Genomic DNA, 18864 nt, shown 5'->3' on the forward strand with positions numbered 1-18864 from the left:
TGCGAATGTCATGCAAAGCCGTCCAAGTATTTGGATCGTTGAGTCGGATGCCTCGCCCAGAGATGCGCGCAGGCCGCCCGGCGTCTGCCCCCGCAGTTCATGAGAAGGAGTTACCCCGTGCGCACCAAAATCCGCTACGTCGCAACAGCTCTCGGGCTGAGCGCATCGCTCGCCCTCGTCGGTTGCGCCGCAACCGCTCCGGAAGGCGGCACCGGCAGCGCTCCCACCAGCATCGTCATCGACACCGCGTTCACGCTCGAGACGGCCGACCCGGGCCGCAACTACGTGCCGACCGGCTACATGGTCTCGAAGGCGCTCTACGAGACGCTCCTCGACTTCGCCGGCTCCGACGAGAGCACCCCGGTGCCCGGTCTGGCCAGCTACACCCAGAACGACGACGCAACGGTCTTCACCTTCACCCTCGACGACGGCCGCGTCTTCTCCGACGGCACCCCGGTCACCGCGGACGACGTCGTCTTCTCGCTGAACCGCGTCAAGGGTATGACCGAGAGCAAGGCCAACTTCCTGATGGAGGGCATCGAGGTCGCCAAGGTCGACGACAAGACCGTCGAGCTCAGCACCGCGACCTCCTCGCTCAAGCTGCCCGCGCTGATGACCAACCCCTCGCTCGCGATCCTCAACTCCAAGGTCGTCATCGAGAACGGTGGCACCACCGACAACACCGACGCCGCCGAGAAGTTCCTCAACACCACCTCCGCCGGCTCCGGCCCCTACATCCTCGACACGCTCAGCGTCGAGTCGCAGGTCGTGCTCACCGGCAACGAGAAGTACAACGGCGCAGAGGACATCGACTTCGACCGCGTCGTCATCCGCAACGTCTCCGAGAGCGCCACCCAGAAGATGAACCTCGAGGGCGGCGACTCCCAAGTGGCCGTCGACCTGAGCGGCGACCAGGTCGCCGGCCTGAGCGGCGCGGTCAGCGTCACCTCGGTGCCGTCGGCCCAGACGATCTTCCTGCTGCTGAACCAGAACCCCGAGGTTGCCGGCGTCACGGCGAACCCGGAGTTCGCCTCGGCCGTGCGCTACGCGCTCGACTACCCGGCACTCCTCGAGCTGGCCGGCGCCGGCTCGGAGCAAGCGACCGGCGTCATCCCGCCGTCGTTCCTCGGCGCGCTGACCGACGGTGTCAAGCAGGACCTCGCCGCCTCGAAGGCCGCCCTGGCCAAGTCCGGCTACGCCGGTGAGACCATCACCCTCGAGTACCCGAACGACTACCCGGTCGGCGGCGTGAGCTTCACCCCGCTCGCCGAGCGCATCCAGTCGCAGCTGTCGGCAGCCGGCATCTCCATCGAGCTCGCACCGGCGCCGTTCACGACGCAGATCGACGAGTACGTCAACGGCCGCGAGGCGTTCAGCATCTGGTTCTGGGGCCCGGACTACGCCGACTCGGCCAACTTCCTGCCGTTCCAGGCCGGGGCCAAGGTCGGCCTGCGCGCCGGCTGGACCGCCGAAGCCGCCCCGTCCATCGTCGAGCTGGCCACCGCCGCCGAGACCGCGACCAGCATGGAATCGCGTGAGGGCGCCTTCAGCGACTTCGCCGAGGCGCTGCAGCAGCAGGGCCCGTTCGTGCCGCTGATCGTGCCCGGCTCGAACATCGCCACCGCCGACTTCATCTCCGGTGTCAACTACAACTCGACGTGGACGATGGACATCGCCGAGCTGCAGGCCAAGTAGAAGCCGAAGGAATCTCTAGCGTGGGAAAGAACACCCGCGCGACCCGCGTGCACCCGGCCAGAGCTCCACTTGGTGGATCCCCTCTGGCCGGGTACGTGCTTCGTCGCCTCGGAATGTCAGTACTGTTGCTCTTCGGCGTCACCCTGGTGACGTTCAGCCTCGCCAACCTCGTCCCGGGCAACCCGATCGTGGCAGCGCTCGGCGAGGGCGCGGCCAGCAACCCTGCCACTGTGGCGGCGTACATCGAGAAGCACGGCCTCGACCAGCCGTTGCCCGTGCAGTACCTCAACTACCTGCTCAACCTGTTCCAGGGCGACATGGGCGTCTCGCTGCGCACCGCGCAGCCGGTGGCATCCGACCTCGCCAAGGCTGTGCCGGCCACGATCGAGGTCGCCATCGGCGCCATCATCGTCAGCCTCGCCGTCGGCGTGGCCCTCGGCTCGCTCGCGGCCTACCGCCGCGGCAAGATCAGCGACCAGCTGGTGCGCGTGCTCTCTCTCATCGGCCTGAGCATCCCGACGTTCTGGATGGCGCTGGTCAGCTTCAACTTCTTCTTCCTGCAGCTGCGCATCGCGCCCGGCTCCGGCCGGCTCTCGCCGATCCTCAGCCCGCCGCCGACGGTGACCGGGCTGTACACCGTCGACGCGCTGCTCGCCGGGCAGTGGGTGACGTTCATGGACGCCATGGCGCACCTGATGCTGCCGGTGTTCGTGCTCTCGCTGTTCACCATCGGCCTGCTCACCCGCTTCGTGCGCACCTCGGTGCTCGAGGTGCTCGACGCCGACTACATCCGCGCCGGCCGGGCGAAGGGCCTCTCCGGGCCGCGGATGCTCTTCGGCTACACGTTGCGCGGCGCCTCGCTGCCCATCCTGACCATCGTCGGGCTCGCCTTCGGCTCGCTGCTCTCCGGCACCGTGCTGGTCGAGGCCGTCTTCGCCTGGCCGGGGCTCGGCAGCTACGCCTACAACTCCGCCACCAGCCTGGACCTGCCCGGGGTGATGGGCGTCGGCCTCATCGTCGGCGTGATCTATCTGGGCATCAACTTCGCCGTGGACCTGCTCTACGGCGTGCTCGACCCGAGGGTGAGGCTCGCATGACGCGCCGCTGGTTGCGGATTCCATCCGCCTGGGTGACGCCGCTCGGCGTGATCGGGGCCGTCATCGCGGCCTTCTGGATCGTCGTCGCGTTCACCGCGCAGTTCTGGGTGCCGTTCGACCCGCTGGCGCAGGTGCTGCCGCGCCTGCAGGCTCCCGGCATCGACACGATCATGGGCACCGACGCGCTCGGCCGCGACATCTTCTCGCGCCTCATGACCGGCGCCGGCGTCACGATCCCGCTTGCCCTCATGCTCGTCGTCATGTCGATGGTCGTCGGCACCCTGATCGGCGCCATCGCCGGCTACTTCGGCAAGTGGGTCGACGAGGTGCTCATGCGCCTGACCGACCTGGTGATGGCGTTCCCCACCGTCATCCTCGCCATGGTCGTCGCGGCAGCCCTCGGGCCGTCGCTGTTCAACGCCGTGATCGCCGCCTTCGTCGTGTCCTGGCCGCAGTACGCCAGGATGACGCGCAGCATCGTGCTCGGCCTCCGCACCCAGAACTACGTGATGGCCGGCCGGCTGCTCGGCTTCTCGCCGTTCAAGACGCTGCGCGTCGACGTGGCGCCGAACGTCGTCGGCCCGATCCTGGTGCTCGCCAGCCTCGACGTCGGCACCGCGATCCTGCTGCTCTCCGGCCTCTCCTTCCTCGGCCTCGGCGCCCAGCCGCCGACCGCGGAGTGGGGCTCGATGATCTCCGCCGCCATGGCGAACTTCGACAGCTGGTGGATCGGCGTCTTCCCCGGCCTCGCGATCCTCACCGTCGTGATGGCGTTCAACTTCGTGGGTGACTCGCTCCGCGACATCTTCGACCCCACCTCCCAGATGAGCAAGGCGGGTGCACGCTGATGACCGACGTTCTGAACACCATGGTCCCGGATGCCGAGGCGACCGCCCCGGCCGTGCTCAGCGTGCAGGGGCTCACCGTCGGGATCGGCCCGCGCAAGGCGCCGAAGCCGATCGTCACCGGCATCAGCCTCGACCTCGTGCCCGGCCGCATCCACGGCCTGGCGGGGGAGTCTGGCTCGGGCAAGACCGTCTCGTCGCTGGCGATCCTCGGCCTGCTGCCGGCGAACGCCACCGTCGGCGGCTCCATCAGGCTGTTCGACGCCGACGCGAACGGCGCCGAGCCGGGCGGCACAGAGCTGGCCGGCACAGAGCTCATCGGCATGCGCCGGCGTGCACTGAACCGCATCCGCGGCCGGCGCATCGCCATGATCTTCCAGGACCCGTCCTCCAGCCTGCACCCGCAGCTGACGGTCGGCTCCCAGCTGACCGACCACGTGCGCACCCACCTGAAGCTCGGCCGCGAGGCGGCGCGCGACCGCGCCATCGAGCTGCTGATGCGGGTGCGAGTGCCGAACCCGGTCGAGGCCCTCGGCCGCTACCCCCATCAGTTCTCGGGCGGGCAGCGCCAGCGCATCGCGATCGCGATCGCCCTGGCCTGCGACCCGGTGGTGCTGCTCGCCGACGAGCCGACCACGGCCCTCGACGTCACTGTGCAGGCCGGCATCCTGCACCTGCTGCGTGACCTCGCCGACGAGCGCCAGCTCGCCGTGCTGCTGGTCACCCACGACCTCGGCGTGATGAGCGCCATAGCCGACGAGGTCTCGGTGATGCGCCACGGCGCGATCGTGGAGACCGGCCCGCGCGAGCAGATCTTCGGCGCCCCGCAGCACGCGTACACCCGCGAGCTGCTGGAGTCGCTGCCGAGCGCCCAGGGTTCCGACACGCCGTCCGTGATCCAGAAGGAGGCCGGCCGATGAGCGCGAGCCCGAACGATCTGCTGAGCGTCACCGACCTCGTCATCGAGTACCACGGCGCCTCTGTCGTGCGGGCCGTCGACGGCGTCTCGCTGTCGATCGCGCCCGGTGAGGTGCTGGCGCTAGTCGGCGAGAGCGGCTGCGGCAAGTCCAGCCTCGCCCGCGCCGTCGTCGGCATGGAGAAGCCGCGCTCCGGGAGCGTGAGCTACCGCGGCCAGGCCGTGCCGCTGCTCGGCGTGCGCCGCCGGCCGACCGCCTTCACGTCGATCCAGATGGTGTTCCAAGACCCGAACTCGTCGCTGAACCCGCGCATCCGGGTCGGTACCCAGATCACCGAGGGTATCCGCGCCGCGCTCGCCCGCGGCGAGGCGGGCTCGAAGCCGGAGGAGTGGCTGGAGCGGGTCGGCCTGCCGACCGCGATGGTCTCCCGCTACGCGCACGAGCTCTCCGGCGGCCAGCGGCAGCGCGTGGCGATCGCCCGCGCCCTCGCCGCCCGGCCCGACCTGCTCGTCGCCGACGAGCCGATCTCGGCCCTGGACGCCTCCAGCCAGGCCTCCGTCGCCGACATGATGCGCCGGCTGGCGCTGGATGCCGGGGCCGGCCTGCTGTTCATCTCGCACGACCTCGCCATCGTGCGCCTGATCGCCGACCGCACCGTTGTGATGTACCGCGGCCAGATCGTGGAGTCCGGCGTCTCGGAGCGCATCTGGGAGGAGCCGGCCCACCCGTACACGCAGGCGCTGCTCTCGGCCATCCCCGCGCCGGACGGCCGCGGCATCCTGCCCGCTGCCCCCGCTGCGGAGGCGCCGGCCGAGTGGCGCAGCTCGCTGCCGGCCGCGCTCGACCGCGTCTAGCGGCGCCCAGCCGCGCGCCCAACCGCCGCAACCCCACGCAACCCCACGTCGAGACTGCGCGACTTGTAGTTCCAGCCCCCGGGAACTACAAGTCGCGCAGTCTCGACGAGCTGGGCGCGCGGGCGCGGGCGAGGGCGCGGGCGCGGGGCAACAGCAGAAAACTCAGGACCACAGCCGCACTGGCCCTAGATTCGGGGCAGCGGGCGTGTGGTCCTGAGTGTGCGGGTGCGTCGCTGCTAGAGCGCGGTCTCGCGCGGCTCGGCGTAGACGAGCTCGTGCACGCCGGAGAGGATCTCGTCCGGCCGGAACGGGTAGCGCGCGATCTCGGCGTCGTCGCTGATGCCGGTGAGCACCAGGATCGTGTGCAGGCCCGCCTCGATGCCGGCGACGATGTCGGTGTCCATCCGGTCGCCGATCATGGCCGTGTTCTCGGAGTGCGCGCCGATCTTGTTCATCGCCGAGCGGAACATCATCGGGTTCGGCTTGCCCACGATGTAGGGCTCCATGCCGGTCGCCTTCGTGATGAGGGCGGCGATGGCGCCGGTGGCGGGCATCGGGCCGTCGGCGCTCGGGCCGGTGGCATCCGGGTTCGTGGCAATGAATCGGGCGCCGCCGACGATCAGGCGGATCGCCTTGGTGATCGCCTCGAAGGAGTAGTTGCGGGTCTCGCCCACGACGACGTAGTCGGGGCTCGTCTCGGTCATGATGAAGCCGGCCTCGTGCAGGGCCGTTGTCAGGCCAGCCTCGCCGATGACGAAGGCGCTGCCGCCGGGGCTCTGCGACTTGAGGAACGCGGCGGTGGCCAGCGCGCTCGTCCAGATGGCCTCCTCCGGCACAATGAGGCCGGAGGCGCGGAGCCGCGCGCTCAGGTCGCGCGGGGTGAAGATGGAGTTGTTGGTGAGCACCAGGTAGGGGTTGCCCTCGGTGCGCCACTGCTCGAGCAGTTCGGCCGCGCCGGGGAGCGGCTCGTTCTCGTGCACCAGCACGCCATCCATATCGGTGAGCCAGCATTCGATTTCATCGCGACGTGCCATGAGCATCCTTCCTTCAGTGCTCAGCCTAGGGCGGATGCGGCGTGCTCATGTTACGGCGACGGGTCGGAGGCGTTTCGCGGGCGGCCTCGCGGGCCCGAGCGGCTAGGCGCTGACCCAGATGCTCGCGAGCGCCTCGGCCGAGAGCGGGAGCAGGCGGCCGTCCGGCAGCAGCACGCCGGCATCCGCCAGCTCGAGCGCGGTGTCGAGGCCGATGCCGTTGTCGGTGAGCAGGCGCAGCACGGCCGGGTCGCGGTCGCTGATGCGCACGACGGCGCCGCGGTGGCCGGCGACGGCCTCGGCGAGCAGCACAGCGGCGGGGCGCTGCAGGCTGCCGTCTGCGGCCGGGATGGGGTCGCCGTGCGGGTCGCGCCGCGGGTGGCCGAGCCGCGCATCGATCGCCGCGAGCAGCCGCTCGCTCAGCGCGTGCTCCAGCACCTCGGCCTCGTCGTGCACCGCGTCCCAGGTGTAGCCCATCTCGTTCACGAGCCAGGTCTCGATCAGGCGGTGCCGGCGCACCACCTGGAGCGCCCGCGCGGTGCCCGCCTCGTTCAGTCGCACCGCGCCGTAGGGAACGTGGGTGACCATTCCCATGGCGGCGAGCTTCTTGACCATCTCGGTGACCGAGCTGGGCGCGATGCCGAGCTTGCCGGCCAGCGCGGAGGGCGTGATCGGCTCCGGCTGCCACTCGGTGTGCGCGTAGATGGTCTTGAGGTAGTCCTCGATGGCGGGGGTCGTGGCAGGCATCGACCCCAGACTATCCGCCGAACAGCAGCACGAGCAGGGTGACGTTGAGCGTGATGAGCAGAACGGATGCCACGGCGCCCGCCGAGGTCGTCACCCAGCGGTTGCGGTACTCGCCGAGCACGCCGGCCTTCGCCGTCAGCCAGACCAGCGGCACCAGGGCGAACGGGATGCCGAAGGAGAGCACCACCTGGCTGAGCACGAGGGCCTGGGTCGGGTCGAAGCCGCTGCCGAGGATCAGCAGCGCCGGGATCAGCGTCACGAGCCGGCGGGCCACGAGCGGCACCCGCACGTGCAGCAGGCCGTGCATGATCTCGGCGCCGGCGTACGCGCCGACCGAGGTAGAGGCCAGCCCGGAGGCGAGCAGGCCGACAGCGAACAGGGTTGCGACGACGGCGCCCATCGAGTCGTGCAGCGCCGCGTAGGCGCCCTCAAGGCTGTCGGTGCCGGCGACGCCCTGCAGGTTCGCGGCGGCGAGCAGCAGGATCGCGAGGTTGACGCTGCCGGCGATGACCATCGCGATCGAGACGTCCCAGCGGGTGGCGGTGAGCAGGCGCTTCGTGGTGAGCCCGGATGCCCGCACCTCGAAGCGGTCGCGGGCGAGCGCCGAGTGCGCGTAGATCGCGTGCGGCATGATCGTCGCGCCGAGGATGGAGGCGGCCAGCAGCACCGAGTTGGTTCCCTCGAAGCGGGGGACCAGCCCGCCCAGCACGCCCTCGGGTGACGGCGGCGCGATGAAGACGCCGGCGGTGAAGCCGATCGCGATGATGGCGAGCAGGCTGATGACGACGCGCTCGAACACGCGGGGGCCGCGCCGGGTCTGCACGGCGAGCATCACCATCGACACGGTGCCGGTGATGACGCCGCCCCAGATCAGCGGCAGGTTGAACAACAGGTTGAGCGCGACGGCGCCGCCAATGATCTCGGCCAGGTCGGTGGCCATCGCCACGAGCTCGGCCTGCAGCCAGTAGCTGCGGCGGGCGTGCCGGTTGCGGATGCGGAGGCCGAGCAGCTCGGGAAGGCTCTTGCCCGTGACGATGCCGAGCTTGGCCGAGAGGTACTGGATCAGCCAGGCCATCACATTGCCGGCGACGACCACCCAGACGAGCAGATAGCCATACTCGGCGCCGGCGGTCATGTTGCTGGCGACGTTGCCCGGGTCGAGGTAGGCGACGCCGGCCACGAGGGCGGGGCCGAGCAGCCAGAGGATCCGGTGCTGACCGCCGCGGCCGAGGCGCGCGGCACGGCGCTGGGCAGGGCTCGCGGCAGGGCTCGCGGCGGTTCCCGCTCCCCGCGCCTGCTCGTCGTTGAGAGTTTTAGGCATGCCTAAAACATAGCAACTTTTAGGCGCACCTAAAAGCCCTCGCGCCCGCCTCCCGGTTGCCACAAATCGGGGGTCCGCGCGCCCCACACCCCTGATTTGTGGCAACCGGGAGGGGGCGCGGGGGAAGTAGCCTTGTGTGGTGAATGAGCAGACGCAGGACGCCGCGGCCGACGGTGACGAAGGCCGGGCCGCGGAGGCCATCGCGCCGACCCCAACCGTCGAACTCAGCACCTGGGGCGTCGGGCCGTGGCCCGGCGGCCGCGAGGAGTGGCCGGACGAGGACTACTACGACCCCGAGCTGCTCGCGCACGGCGACACCCGCAATGTGATCGACCGCTACCGGTACTGGCGCATGGAGGCCATCGTGGCCGACCTCGATGAGCACCGGCATCCGTTCCATGTCGCCATCGAGAACTGGCAGCACGACATGAACATCGGCTCGATCGTGCGCAGCGCCAACGCCTTCGCCGCCGACACCGTGCACATCGTCGGCCGGCGCCGCTGGAACAAGCGCGGCGCCATGGTCACCGACCGCTACCAGCACGTGCTGCACCACTCCACCGTCGATGAGCTCGTCGAGTGGGCGCGCGCGGAGGGGCTGCCGATCATCGCGATCGACAACGTTCCTGGCTGCGTGAAGATCGAGACGTTCACCTGGCCCGAGCGCTGCCTCATGCTGTTCGGCCAGGAGGGGCCCGGGCTGTCGCCGGAGGCGATCGCCGCCGCCGCCGCCGTCGTGGAGATCACCCAGTTCGGGTCCACCCGCTCGATCAACGCCAGCGCGGCCGCGGCCGTCACCATGCACTCCTGGGTGATGCAGCATGTGAGCTTCGCCACGCAGTAGGCCCGCGCTCAGGTTAGGGCCAAAGTGCCCCCAGTTCGGGGTGCAAAGGGTGATTTTCGGGGTGAAATCGGTCCTCACTACGGGGGACAGTTTGGGGTACAGCCACTCGGACTGGGATTCTGGAAGCGTAGCCCGCCCTAGACGCACGTGCGCGAGGTTCTCGGTGACGAGAATGTCGCGCGACCGGGCTGCACGCCCGATCCGCAGCCCAGGGGGATATCCATGCCTGTTCCACGTTTGCGCTCCAGCGCGCCTGCCCACCGCGCACCGCGTCGACGGTACCTCGGGCAGACGCGCCTCTTCTCGGTGGCGGCCGCGTTCCTCTCGGTTGTGGCGCTGCTGGCGGGAGGGCTCGTCGTCGGCGGAGTTGACGGTGGCCAGTCGCACGCGGCCGAGATCGAGTCGGAGCTCGCCCTCACCAAGACGGTGACCGCGCCGAACACCTCCCCGTATGCCCCCGGCGAGACCTTCAGCTACACGATCGAGCTCCGCTGCAACGTTGTGAGCGCCGACGTCTGCACCGACGCGCAACTCACCGACGCCCTGCCCGCACCGCTGGTCTTCGACGATGGCGTGCCGGACCCGGTCCGGGTGCAGGGAGTCTCGGCTCCCACGGTCACGCTGGATGGCACGTCCTTCACCGTTGACTTCACCGCCAAGGGCGAGAGCGGGACGGGCATCCTGGGCGGCGAAACGTACTCCATCGCCGTGTACGTGAAGGTTCCTGCCAACGTCAGCGGTGACCTCGACGGCACCGAACTCGTCAACGTCGCTCACGCGACAGCCTCGAACGCGGAGGCAGTTGAGAGCCCGGCGAGCATCACGCTCGAAGTGCCCGTGGTTCTGGACTCGAGCGTCGCCAAGTCGGTCGACAACAAGCAGGTAGCCGGGGCAACAGTTCCGGCTGTTGCCGATCAGCCCGTGGAGTACACCATCGGCGGCGGCAACGCCTCGAACCGCGCAGTCGACACCCTCGTCATCCAGGACCCGGCCGACGGTTCGACGAGCCCGCTGGGCGGATACCTCGACTTCGCCGGGATCGGCTCGATCACGGCGCCGACCGGCGCGGACCGGGTGAAGATCGAGTACCGCGACGCCCTCGGCGACTGGGTTGAGGCCTATGCGACCGGCCCGATCCCCGCCGACACCACCGGCATCCCGGCCATCGATCCGTTGACCGAAGTCAAGGGCCTCCGGTTCACGTTCAGCAAGAACGCCGGCCAGCTCCCGCCGACCCCGGCGGACGGCCAGGCCGCGATCGTCATCAACACGGTCACCAACAGCACCGTGAGCACGATCCCGCAGGATCAGTCGGTGACGATCCCCAACACCGCCGCGTCGCACGTCACGCTCGGGGCTACCGCGACCCCGCCGAAGACCGCCCCGGCCGACGTCGTCGTCAGCAACACCGGCCCGCAGGTGGGCGTCACCAAGGTGTTCACGAAGGACGCCCTGCTCGCCGGCGAATCGACCACCGCGCTGATCACCGCGACGAACGGCAATCGCGCGGTGACCGAGCTCGTCATCGCGGAGCCGTCGCCTGGCGCTGCAGACCTCGCCGCCCAGGGTCTCGACTTCGGTGGCTTCACTGACGACCTCGAGTGGCCGGCCAACGCCGATGCTGCGAGCGTCGAGTACGAATATGCGGACGGAACCTTCGAGACCATCGCCGCGGACGGGGTTGACACGCTCCCCGTCGCACCGGCGGGAAAGACTGTTGTCGGCTTCACCGTGCGCTTCACCGGCCCGATCCAGGCCAACGCGACAACCGACATCTCGTTCACCGTGACCGCGCAGCCGGTCCCTGGCGTGGACGACGTCACCAATACCAATGAGACGACCGCCACCGTCACCGACGTCCACGGCAAGACCGGCATCGACGACGCGCAGGACGACCTCACACGCCAGCCGGCGCGCGTCTCGACCAGCGTCGAGAAGAACATCGCGCGCGAGGAACTGTGGGCCGCGCCCGGCGCGGTGAGTTCCGTCTCCATCGTCGGCGCCGTCAACGACGCCGGGTCGAATGCGTCCACCATCGGCTCCGAGCACCTCACCATTACCGATCCCGCCGACACCGCCACTCCGAGCGAGTTCTGGAACACCTTCAACCTTGCGCGGATCACCGCCGGCGTGCCCAGCAACGCCAACCTCACGGTGAAGTATTGGGACGGCTCCGACTGGCAGACCTTTGCGGGCGCCGGCCTGATCGAGGGCAGCGCAAATTGGGACTTCACCGTTCCGAACGCACTCAAAGACACCATCCAAGGCGTGCAGTTCGTCTATACCGGCAAGGACGGCAAACTCCTGCCGCCCGGGTTCACGGCCGCGCCCTACCTGAGCGTGCAGACGCGCGACGAGTTCCGCGACGGGAGCGGCAGCGTCGCCGACGCGGCCAAGGCCGCCGATCCGCTTGTTGTGGCGAACCGGGCGTCCGCCGCGGTCAGCAACCCGAACGACACCACACCGGCCGACAACAAGGCAGAGGCCGACGACACGATCAGCCTCAAGCCGCTGGACGGTGCCGGTGTCGGTCCCGACCTGATCGAGAAGCACTGGCTGAGCGACGAGGTGTATGCGTTCAGCGATGAGCAGCGCACCGCGCGCCTCAGCTGGTCAACCGAGGGGCTGCCCTTCACCACGGTCACCGTTGTGGACGACCCAACCCCCGGCGCCGCTTTCGGAAACATCCAGGCCTCCGTCTACGACGCCTTCGACCTGGCCAAGATCGAGCCGATCACCCCTGCACTCGACCCGCTGATCGCCTACGACAAGGTTGAGCGCGTCGAGCTGTTCAACGACGCCTCCGACACCTGGGACGACATCACCGGCCAGGTCTGCACCCCCGCCGCCGCGTGCGACGGCGCATTCCCCGGTTACGTGCTGACAGCTGCCGAGCGCGCCTCGACGCTGGCCGTGCGCCTGACCTACGCCGAGGGCTCCAAGCGCACGGCGGAGGCCGCGCCCCCTGTCGACAGTGGAGTCGCCGCGTCGTACAACCACGAACGCGGACTCGACCTCACCTTCCAGATCCGCCAGAAGAAGCGCAGCGGCGGGCCGGTCGTCGGCGACATCCACACCGACACCTACAACACCGGCGTGCGCGGCCTCGTGAAGAACACGGTGAACCTCAGCGGGCAGGGTGCGCACAACGTGTCCCAGAGCGCCGAGGACACGATCACGATTCGCGACACCCCGGTCAACGTCGAGATCACGAAGACGTTCGACCAGAACGAGCTGCCGGTCCCGCCGGCCGGGACCGACGCCGGCAAGTACCCGCTGGTCACCGCAACCATCGTCGCGACGAACACGACCCAGCAGGGGGTCAAGGTAGAAACCCTGAGCGTCTCGGATCCTGCTGCCGCGCAGGCCGCCCCGACCGCATACAACTGGCTCAACCTGTACGCGATCGGCCGCATCACCGTGCCGGACGCCGCGACGACATCGACGGTCACGCTGACCAGGGTCGGTGGCGCCACCACCGATTACACGATCCCCCAGGCCCAGGCCCTGACGGCCAGCGCGCTGGGTGATGTGATCGGCGTCAGTGTCGTTCACTCCGACCCGACCAGGGCCACGATCGTGTCTGGCGCATCGAGCACGCTGGAGCTGACCTTCCAGATGCGAGAGTTCCAGCGTGACAGCCCGGGCACCGCGGTCGCCGTCGGCAACCAGGCCCGGAATGTGGCCCACACCGATGCCAGCCGCCCGGGTGGGCACACAATTGACGAGGCAGAGGGCACCTCCGAAGCCACCGTCGGATTCGTTGCCGCCACCTACGGCGTTCTGGCGGACAAGACGCTCGCCCCCGCCACCCGCTTCGAGGACCAACCCCGCACCGGGTACCAGCTGACCCTCACCGGGCAGCCGACCGGCAACGTGCGCACCACCAAGCTCACGATCTCCGACACCACGCCGACCTTCTGGAACGCATTCGAGCTGGCGTCTCTGCCCCAGGTGACGCTGCCGACCGGCGTGCGTCAGCTGCGCACCTCGGTGCTGGTCGGCGTCGAAGCTTCCCTGGTCGGCTCGGTGCTGACGCACACCTGCGAGGCCGACACCGATCTCAGCGCGTGCTGGGTCAGGGGCAACTGGGAGGACGCCGCCACGAACGGCACCATCACCCCGAAGCTGCCGGACGGCGTCACAGCCGCCGACGTGCGCGGTGTGCGCTTCGAGGTGCGCCGCGACACCGCTTCGAGCAACTGGGAGCGCCCGCGCAACCCGCAGGTCGTCATCAAGGTCAATGCGACGCGCCTGGAGAACTTGCGCGTCGGTCCTGGCGGCGAAGTCGACAGCTACCTTGCGCCGACCACCCGGGTCGGTGTCGGTCTGAGCGCCGCCCCGGGCGAGACGGTCCAGGGCACGACCAGCAACGTGCTCGACGTGCACGGAGACGGCTCGTGGGGGACGCCGCAGGCGCCCGCAACCCTCTGGACCGGCGACGCCGCTGACTCGGCCAACACGGTGCTCCAGCACCGCGTCAACCGCATCAAGGTGGAGAAGGCGCCGGGCAACGGCGCCGGAGGCGCGGTCTCCCAGCAGTACCCGCCGGACTTCAGCATCCCGTACGCCATGACGATCACGAACACCGGCGACTGGAACATCACCGGGCTGAAGCTCGCCGACCAGATCGCCGTCGACGGTGGGGGCGCGCTCCTCGTTCCGATGACGGGCGTCGACCCGGTCTTCAAGTTCACACTCTCCAACCAAACCAGTGGTGCGCTGCCCAACACCGGCTTCTCCGCGTCCCTCGACGAGAGCAGCGGCGCGGTCGCGATCACCGTCCCGCCGTCCTTCGTCTTCAAGCCGGGCGACAAGATCGTCATCCAGGCCGCGCTGATGTTCCGCCTCGGCCTCGTGCCGAGTACCCCCGTCGAGAACTCCATCACCGCGACCAGCGATCGTGTCTTCGAGCGGTGCGAGTCGACGCTGAACAACCGGCCCCGCACGGACACGACGAACGTCGCCTCCTGTGAGGCGTTGACGACGGTCAACCCGGCGGCGTCGGCCCCGATCGGTGTGGCCAAGGCCGTCAAGGGCGTGGCAGCCGGTGTACCGGACGCGCAGCCCGGCGACGTCAACTACGACGACCTCGGCGTGCTGAGCACGTCGGCTTCGGGCTCTGCCGCCGCCTGCGCCACGCCGAACGCCGGCGGTGGGTACTACACGAACAACTGTGTGCCGATCACCCGGCCCGGCGGCGTTGAGTCCTGGCGCATGACCTTCACGAACCGCGGCAACATGGCCAGCGATTCCATCGTCGCCATTGACGTGCTTCCGGCAGTGAACGACACCGGCGTTGTGACCGCTCCGAAGCGAGGCTCCGCGTGGTCTCCCACGCTGCTCGGCAACGTCGCGAGCAATGCTCCGGGCGCCACGGTCAGCTCGTTCTACACGAACGTCACGCCGGCGCGTGCCTGCAACGGCAAGGACATCGAGTACACCGCCCGCGTCGGCGACATCCCGACGAACGACGCCTGCTACCGCGACGTCAGCACGCGCGTCTGGACCCCGTTCGACGCCAACACCGCCGAGTCTGAGCTCGCCGCGGCCAAGGCCGTGAAGTTCGTGATCAGCTTCGCGACCGGCGCCGGCTTGGCTCCGGGTGGAGCCGCGTCGCTGACGTTCGAGACCCGCACTCCGTGGGTGTCGGATGCCGCGGTCGCGAGCGGTCTGCCCATCGCCTGGAACACGGTTGCCGCCGGTTCGCGCGGCACCGACGCCGGTGTCGAGATCTACCAGGGCCCGGTCGAACCCGTCCGGGCCGGTGTGGCGGCCCCCACCGGCGTGATCGCGCTGAAGAAGAGCATTGACACGCCTGCGGGCTGGACGGCGCCCCTGCCGAGCGGCTACGACGTCGGCCTGCAGTGCGTCTCCGGCGTGACCCCGGTCAACCTCGTCGGCGCGGGCGGCGTCAACCGGTCCACCGCGACCGTCGCCGCCAACGGAACCGTGCTGTACTACGGCGCGGGCACCAACCTTCCGCTGTTCTCGACCTGCACGGCCGGCGAGCTCCCCAGCCAGGGCGCAACGGCCAGCTACGACCCCGCGGGTGCCAACGGGCGCTCGGGCAGCATTGAGGCGCTGCGCGGGTTCGGCGATCGCACCGACGTGCACCACCCCTTCGAGGACGCGCCGGAGCACAACCTGATCGAGGTCACCAACAGCTACGAGTACGCCGGGTTCTCGGTGACCAAGACCGTCGATGCGGGCGGTGCGCTGAACCAGGATGGCGAGGGAATCGTCTACTCGGGGCCGTACAACTTCCGCGCCAGCTGCCAGTTCCTCGGCAACACAGTGCTGAACGAGACGTTCTCCCTCGGCATTGACGGGGTCAAGGAGTTCACCTCTCTGCCCGCCGGGGCCACGTGTTCCGTCATCGAGACGGGCCGCGGCGGTGCGTCCTCGACCAGTTCGGTGTTCACGCAGGCCGGCTCCCCGCCGGTTGCGGGCACCGGCCCGACGTCCTCCTTCACCCTGACGGCGGATGACGCACAGGGTGATTTCACCAGCGCACTCGTCATGAAAAACGTCTTCACCGTCGGTGCGGCGACCATCACCAAGGCGTTCGCCGGAACCGGCGCCGCCGACTGGGGCAACGAGGACTTCACCGTCGACCTGAGCTGCACGCTGGCATCGGCCAACCCGACCACGGTCTTCTCCGACACGCAGGTTCTGAACAAGACGGCTCCCACGTGGAACGTCTCCGACCTGCCGAGCGGCGCTAGCTGCACCGTGAGTGAGCCGAAGACGGGCGGGGCCAACGGCACCGCGTTCTCGCCGAGTACCTTCACCGTCGGAGCGAGCGTCAGCGCGCCGACGGCGGTGACGGTGACGAACACCTTCACGACGGGCAGCGTGCGAGTGACCAAGACGCTCGCCGGTGAGCCCGCCGCGTCGCTGGCACCCGCCACAGACGACGAGTACACCGTCTCGATGTCGTGCACCAGGGAGGTGGACGGCGTCAGCAAGTCCATCGCCATCCCCGGCGGCGCGACGCGCACGATCACGGGTGGCGGTTTCGCCGACTACAACGGCCTGCCGACCGGCGCTGAGTGCACCGTGGCCGAGACCGATCTCGGCCACGCGCAGAGCTCGACGATCAGCCCGAACAACGGCGTCATCACCGTCGGTGACAACGCCGCGACCGTTCAGGTCTCGGTCACCAACACCTTCGAGAATGGCTCGCTGGAGATCAGCAAGGCGGTGACCGGTGCTGGTTCCGCCTTCGCTGCGGCCACCTTCGACGCAACCGTGAGCTGCAGTTGGCAGGGCGCCGCACTGACTCTGCCGAACGCGGGAGCGGTCACGCTCGAGCCCGGTGTGCCCGTGACGGTGGACGACCTGCCGCTCGGCAGCGTGTGCTCGATTGACGAGGCAGACGCTGGTCAGACCTCATGGACGGCCAGCCCGGCATCCGTGACCGTGACCGATGCCACGGACGCCGCAGAGATCGCCGTGCAGAACGTGTACGAGCTGGCCAGTCTGCGGGTCGAGAAAACGGTGCAGGCCGGCAACGAATCCACCACCCTGCCGACACGCTTCGCGTTCAGCGCACAGTGCACCTTCCAGGGTGCCGAGGTATTGCCGCTGACCTCGTTCATGCTCGACCATGGCCAGTTCCGTGAGTTCACCGGACTCCCGGCTCGCTCGGAGTGCGCCGTGACCGAGACGGATGCCCGCGGGGCCGACAGCACGGTGAGCAGTGTGAGCGTGCAGAACGCCACGGTGCCCCCGGTCGTCGACCAGGGCACCAGCACGGTCACGATCCCGGAGCTCAGCGCCGATGTCGATGACGCCGCACAGAACACCGTCGGCTTCACGAACCTCTTCGACGCTTCCGCGCTCATCGTGACGAAGAAGCTGGAGGGCGGCGCGGCGAGCTACGCGGCTGACAAGACCTTCGACGTGGACGTCTCCTGCACCCTCGCCGGTGAGGAGACGGTGACGAGGAGCCTCGCGTTGAACGCCGCGAACGGCTTCACTGCCAGCGTCGGCGAGCTCGTCGACGGTACGGAGTGCTCCGTCGTCGAAACGGGCGAGCACGGGGCAGACGCTGTCGTCATCACGCCGAACGACGGGGTCGACGAGACCGTGGGCCTGGTGACCATTCCGGCGTCCGGCATCACCGAGCTCACGGTGAGCAACTGGTACCTCAGCGGTTCGCTCCAGGTCACGAAGTCCGTCGTGGGCGATGCAGCGGCAAAGTTCGGCACCAGCGACTTCGGAGTTGACCTCAGCTGCTCCCTGAACGGCACGCCGATCGAGATCGCCGGAGGCAACGCGCGCACCGTGAGTGCGGCGGCGCCGTCGGCGCTCTACACCGGCCTGCCGACCGGCGCCGTGTGTGAGCTCAACGAAACCAGTAACGGTGGCGCCGGCTCCAGCCGTCTCACCGATGCCGCGGGCGAGACGCTGGCCGGCAACGCCGCGGACGGCCACCGCTTCACGGTCGCAACGGACGCCAGCCTGCTGGACTCGGCAGACCAGCCGCAGTCTGCCCTGGGGGTGGAGAACACCTTCAACTTCGCGAGCGTCACCGCGGCGAAGACGGTCGAGTCCAGCGTTCTGGGCGCCGACGGCCAGCCGTTCGACCACGGCTCCTTCGAGCTCGCCCTCTCCTGCACCCTCGACGGCCGGGCCGTCACCGGTGCGGAGCCGAATGAGCGCACCGTGACGGCTGGCGAGAGCATCAGCTGGACCGAGCTGCCCGAGGGCGCGGTCTGTGAGATCAGCGAGACGGATGCCGGCGGTGCCATCGGCACCACCATCCTGTCCGAGCAGGGGGAGACCAAGACAGCCGTCGCCGGCCGCAGCCTCGTGCTCGACCCGCTGCTCGCCCTCGACGGCGCCAACACGGTGTCGATCTCGAATGAGTTCGCCGCGGCATCCGTCGCGGTGCGCAAGGTTGTCGACGGCACCGCCGCCGACACCGTGAAGCGCAGCTTCCCCGTTGAGTTGTCGTGCGTGCTGATCGACGAGCGGCACCCGGCACCCGGCCTGGTCGTGCGGGATGCCGTGCACCAGATCGGCGGCAGCGAGAACCTGACGGTCATGGATGACGAGCTGCCGGCGGGTGCGGAGTGCACCGTCACCGAGACCGAAACCGGCAACGCTACGAAGACCACCGTGGCGGTGGGCGATGAGGTCACCGACGGCCCGACGTCAACCTTCGCCCTGGCGGCCGGCCTGGCCGGTGCGGCCACGGTGACGGTGACGAATACCTTCACCGCTCCGGCTGTCGTCCCGCCCGTCGGAGGGCTGAGCACCACGGGCGTCCAAGCCGCCGCGATCATTGGCTCCGCCGCCTTGGTCCTCGGCCTGGGAGCACTGCTGTTGTTCGTCGGCCGGCGACGACGCCTGAGCAAGAGCGCGGCCGAGTAGCCGACCAGAGGTGCCGGGGCATTGCCCCGGCACCTCTGCCATTCGGTGATAGCGTCGGGTGGAGACCACGAACGAGACATCACCGAATGCACCCTCGAACCACCGCACCGGCTGCGCCGTTCCGCGAGC

The 18864-nt window shown here is 69.2% G+C and carries 10 protein-coding genes; 7 read left to right on the forward strand and 3 right to left on the reverse strand.

Annotated features, from left to right (window positions below):
• The first annotated feature begins 117 nt into the window (after positions 1-117).
• Genes BLT62_RS03120 through BLT62_RS03140 form a run of 5 tightly spaced genes read left to right on the forward strand, consistent with a single transcriptional unit; the run spans position 118 to position 5408 of the window.
• Positions 118-1695, forward strand: a complete 1578-nt coding sequence (locus BLT62_RS03120) for an ABC transporter substrate-binding protein (RefSeq protein WP_083362746.1) — start codon at positions 118-120, stop codon at positions 1693-1695.
• A gap of 20 nt (positions 1696-1715) precedes the next feature.
• A complete protein-coding gene (locus BLT62_RS03125) occupies positions 1716-2792 on the forward strand; it encodes an ABC transporter permease (RefSeq protein WP_083362747.1) in 1077 nt (358 codons plus the stop codon).
• Positions 2789-3640 carry an ABC transporter permease gene (locus BLT62_RS03130; RefSeq protein ID WP_083362748.1) on the forward strand — a complete coding sequence of 284 codons (852 nt, stop codon included), beginning with the start codon at positions 2789-2791 and terminating at the stop codon, positions 3638-3640. The genes BLT62_RS03125 and BLT62_RS03130 overlap by 4 nt, the downstream gene beginning before the upstream one ends.
• On the forward strand, positions 3640-4557 hold the full coding sequence (locus BLT62_RS03135) for an ABC transporter ATP-binding protein (protein ID WP_083362749.1): 918 nt from the start codon (positions 3640-3642) through the stop codon (positions 4555-4557). The genes BLT62_RS03130 and BLT62_RS03135 overlap by 1 nt, the downstream gene beginning before the upstream one ends.
• Complete coding sequence (locus BLT62_RS03140) at positions 4554-5408, forward strand: ABC transporter ATP-binding protein (protein WP_083362750.1); 855 nt, start codon at positions 4554-4556, stop codon at positions 5406-5408. Before BLT62_RS03135 ends, BLT62_RS03140 begins: the two co-directional genes overlap by 4 nt.
• Positions 5409-5644: 236 nt before the next feature.
• Here the strand turns inward: BLT62_RS03140 and BLT62_RS03145 are convergent, their stop codons facing one another.
• From BLT62_RS03145 to BLT62_RS03155, 3 genes are all read right to left on the reverse strand, one after another.
• Positions 5645-6442, reverse strand: coding sequence for an HAD-IIA family hydrolase (locus tag BLT62_RS03145; RefSeq protein WP_083365280.1), 798 nt, complete (start codon positions 6440-6442; stop codon positions 5645-5647).
• Positions 6443-6544: 102 nt separating this feature from the next.
• Complete coding sequence (locus BLT62_RS03150) at positions 6545-7186, reverse strand: metal-dependent transcriptional regulator (protein ID WP_083362751.1); 642 nt, start codon at positions 7184-7186, stop codon at positions 6545-6547.
• Positions 7187-7196: 10 nt separating this feature from the next.
• Complete coding sequence (locus tag BLT62_RS03155) at positions 7197-8507, reverse strand: Nramp family divalent metal transporter (RefSeq protein ID WP_083362752.1); 1311 nt, start codon at positions 8505-8507, stop codon at positions 7197-7199.
• Positions 8508-8706: 199 nt separating this feature from the next.
• Here BLT62_RS03155 and BLT62_RS03160 point away from each other — a divergent pair, with 199 nt between their 5' ends.
• Together BLT62_RS03160 and BLT62_RS03165 are read left to right on the forward strand one after the other, a co-directional pair.
• Complete coding sequence (locus tag BLT62_RS03160) at positions 8707-9351, forward strand: TrmH family RNA methyltransferase (RefSeq protein WP_083365281.1); 645 nt, start codon at positions 8707-8709, stop codon at positions 9349-9351.
• 222 nt (positions 9352-9573) lie between these two features.
• The gene (locus BLT62_RS03165; protein WP_156786220.1) at positions 9574-18735 is read left to right on the forward strand and encodes a DUF5979 domain-containing protein; all 9162 of its coding nucleotides are present in this window, start codon (positions 9574-9576) and stop codon (positions 18733-18735) included.
• Positions 18736-18864 lie beyond the last annotated feature (129 nt).

Source organism: Microterricola viridarii, from assembly GCF_900104895.1.
Taxonomy (GTDB): Bacteria; Actinomycetota; Actinomycetes; order Actinomycetales; family Microbacteriaceae; genus Microterricola; species Microterricola viridarii.

What these genes read in the sequence shown, in the direction of transcription:
- BLT62_RS03130 (WP_083362748.1), top strand. Translation starts at nt 2,789, where the DNA reads ATGACGCGCCGCTGGTTGCGGATTCCATCCGCCTGGGTGACGCCGCTC.
- BLT62_RS03135 (WP_083362749.1), top strand. Translation starts at nt 3,640, where the DNA reads ATGACCGACGTTCTGAACACCATGGTCCCGGATGCCGAGGCGACCGCC.
- BLT62_RS03140 (WP_083362750.1), top strand. Translation starts at nt 4,554, where the DNA reads ATGAGCGCGAGCCCGAACGATCTGCTGAGCGTCACCGACCTCGTCATC.
- BLT62_RS03145 (WP_083365280.1), bottom strand. Translation starts at nt 6,442, where the DNA reads ATGGCACGTCGCGATGAAATCGAATGCTGGCTCACCGATATGGATGGC.
- BLT62_RS03150 (WP_083362751.1), bottom strand. Translation starts at nt 7,186, where the DNA reads ATGCCTGCCACGACCCCCGCCATCGAGGACTACCTCAAGACCATCTAC.
- BLT62_RS03155 (WP_083362752.1), bottom strand. Translation starts at nt 8,507, where the DNA reads ATGCCTAAAACTCTCAACGACGAGCAGGCGCGGGGAGCGGGAACCGCC.
- BLT62_RS03165 (WP_156786220.1), top strand. Translation starts at nt 9,574, where the DNA reads ATGCCTGTTCCACGTTTGCGCTCCAGCGCGCCTGCCCACCGCGCACCG.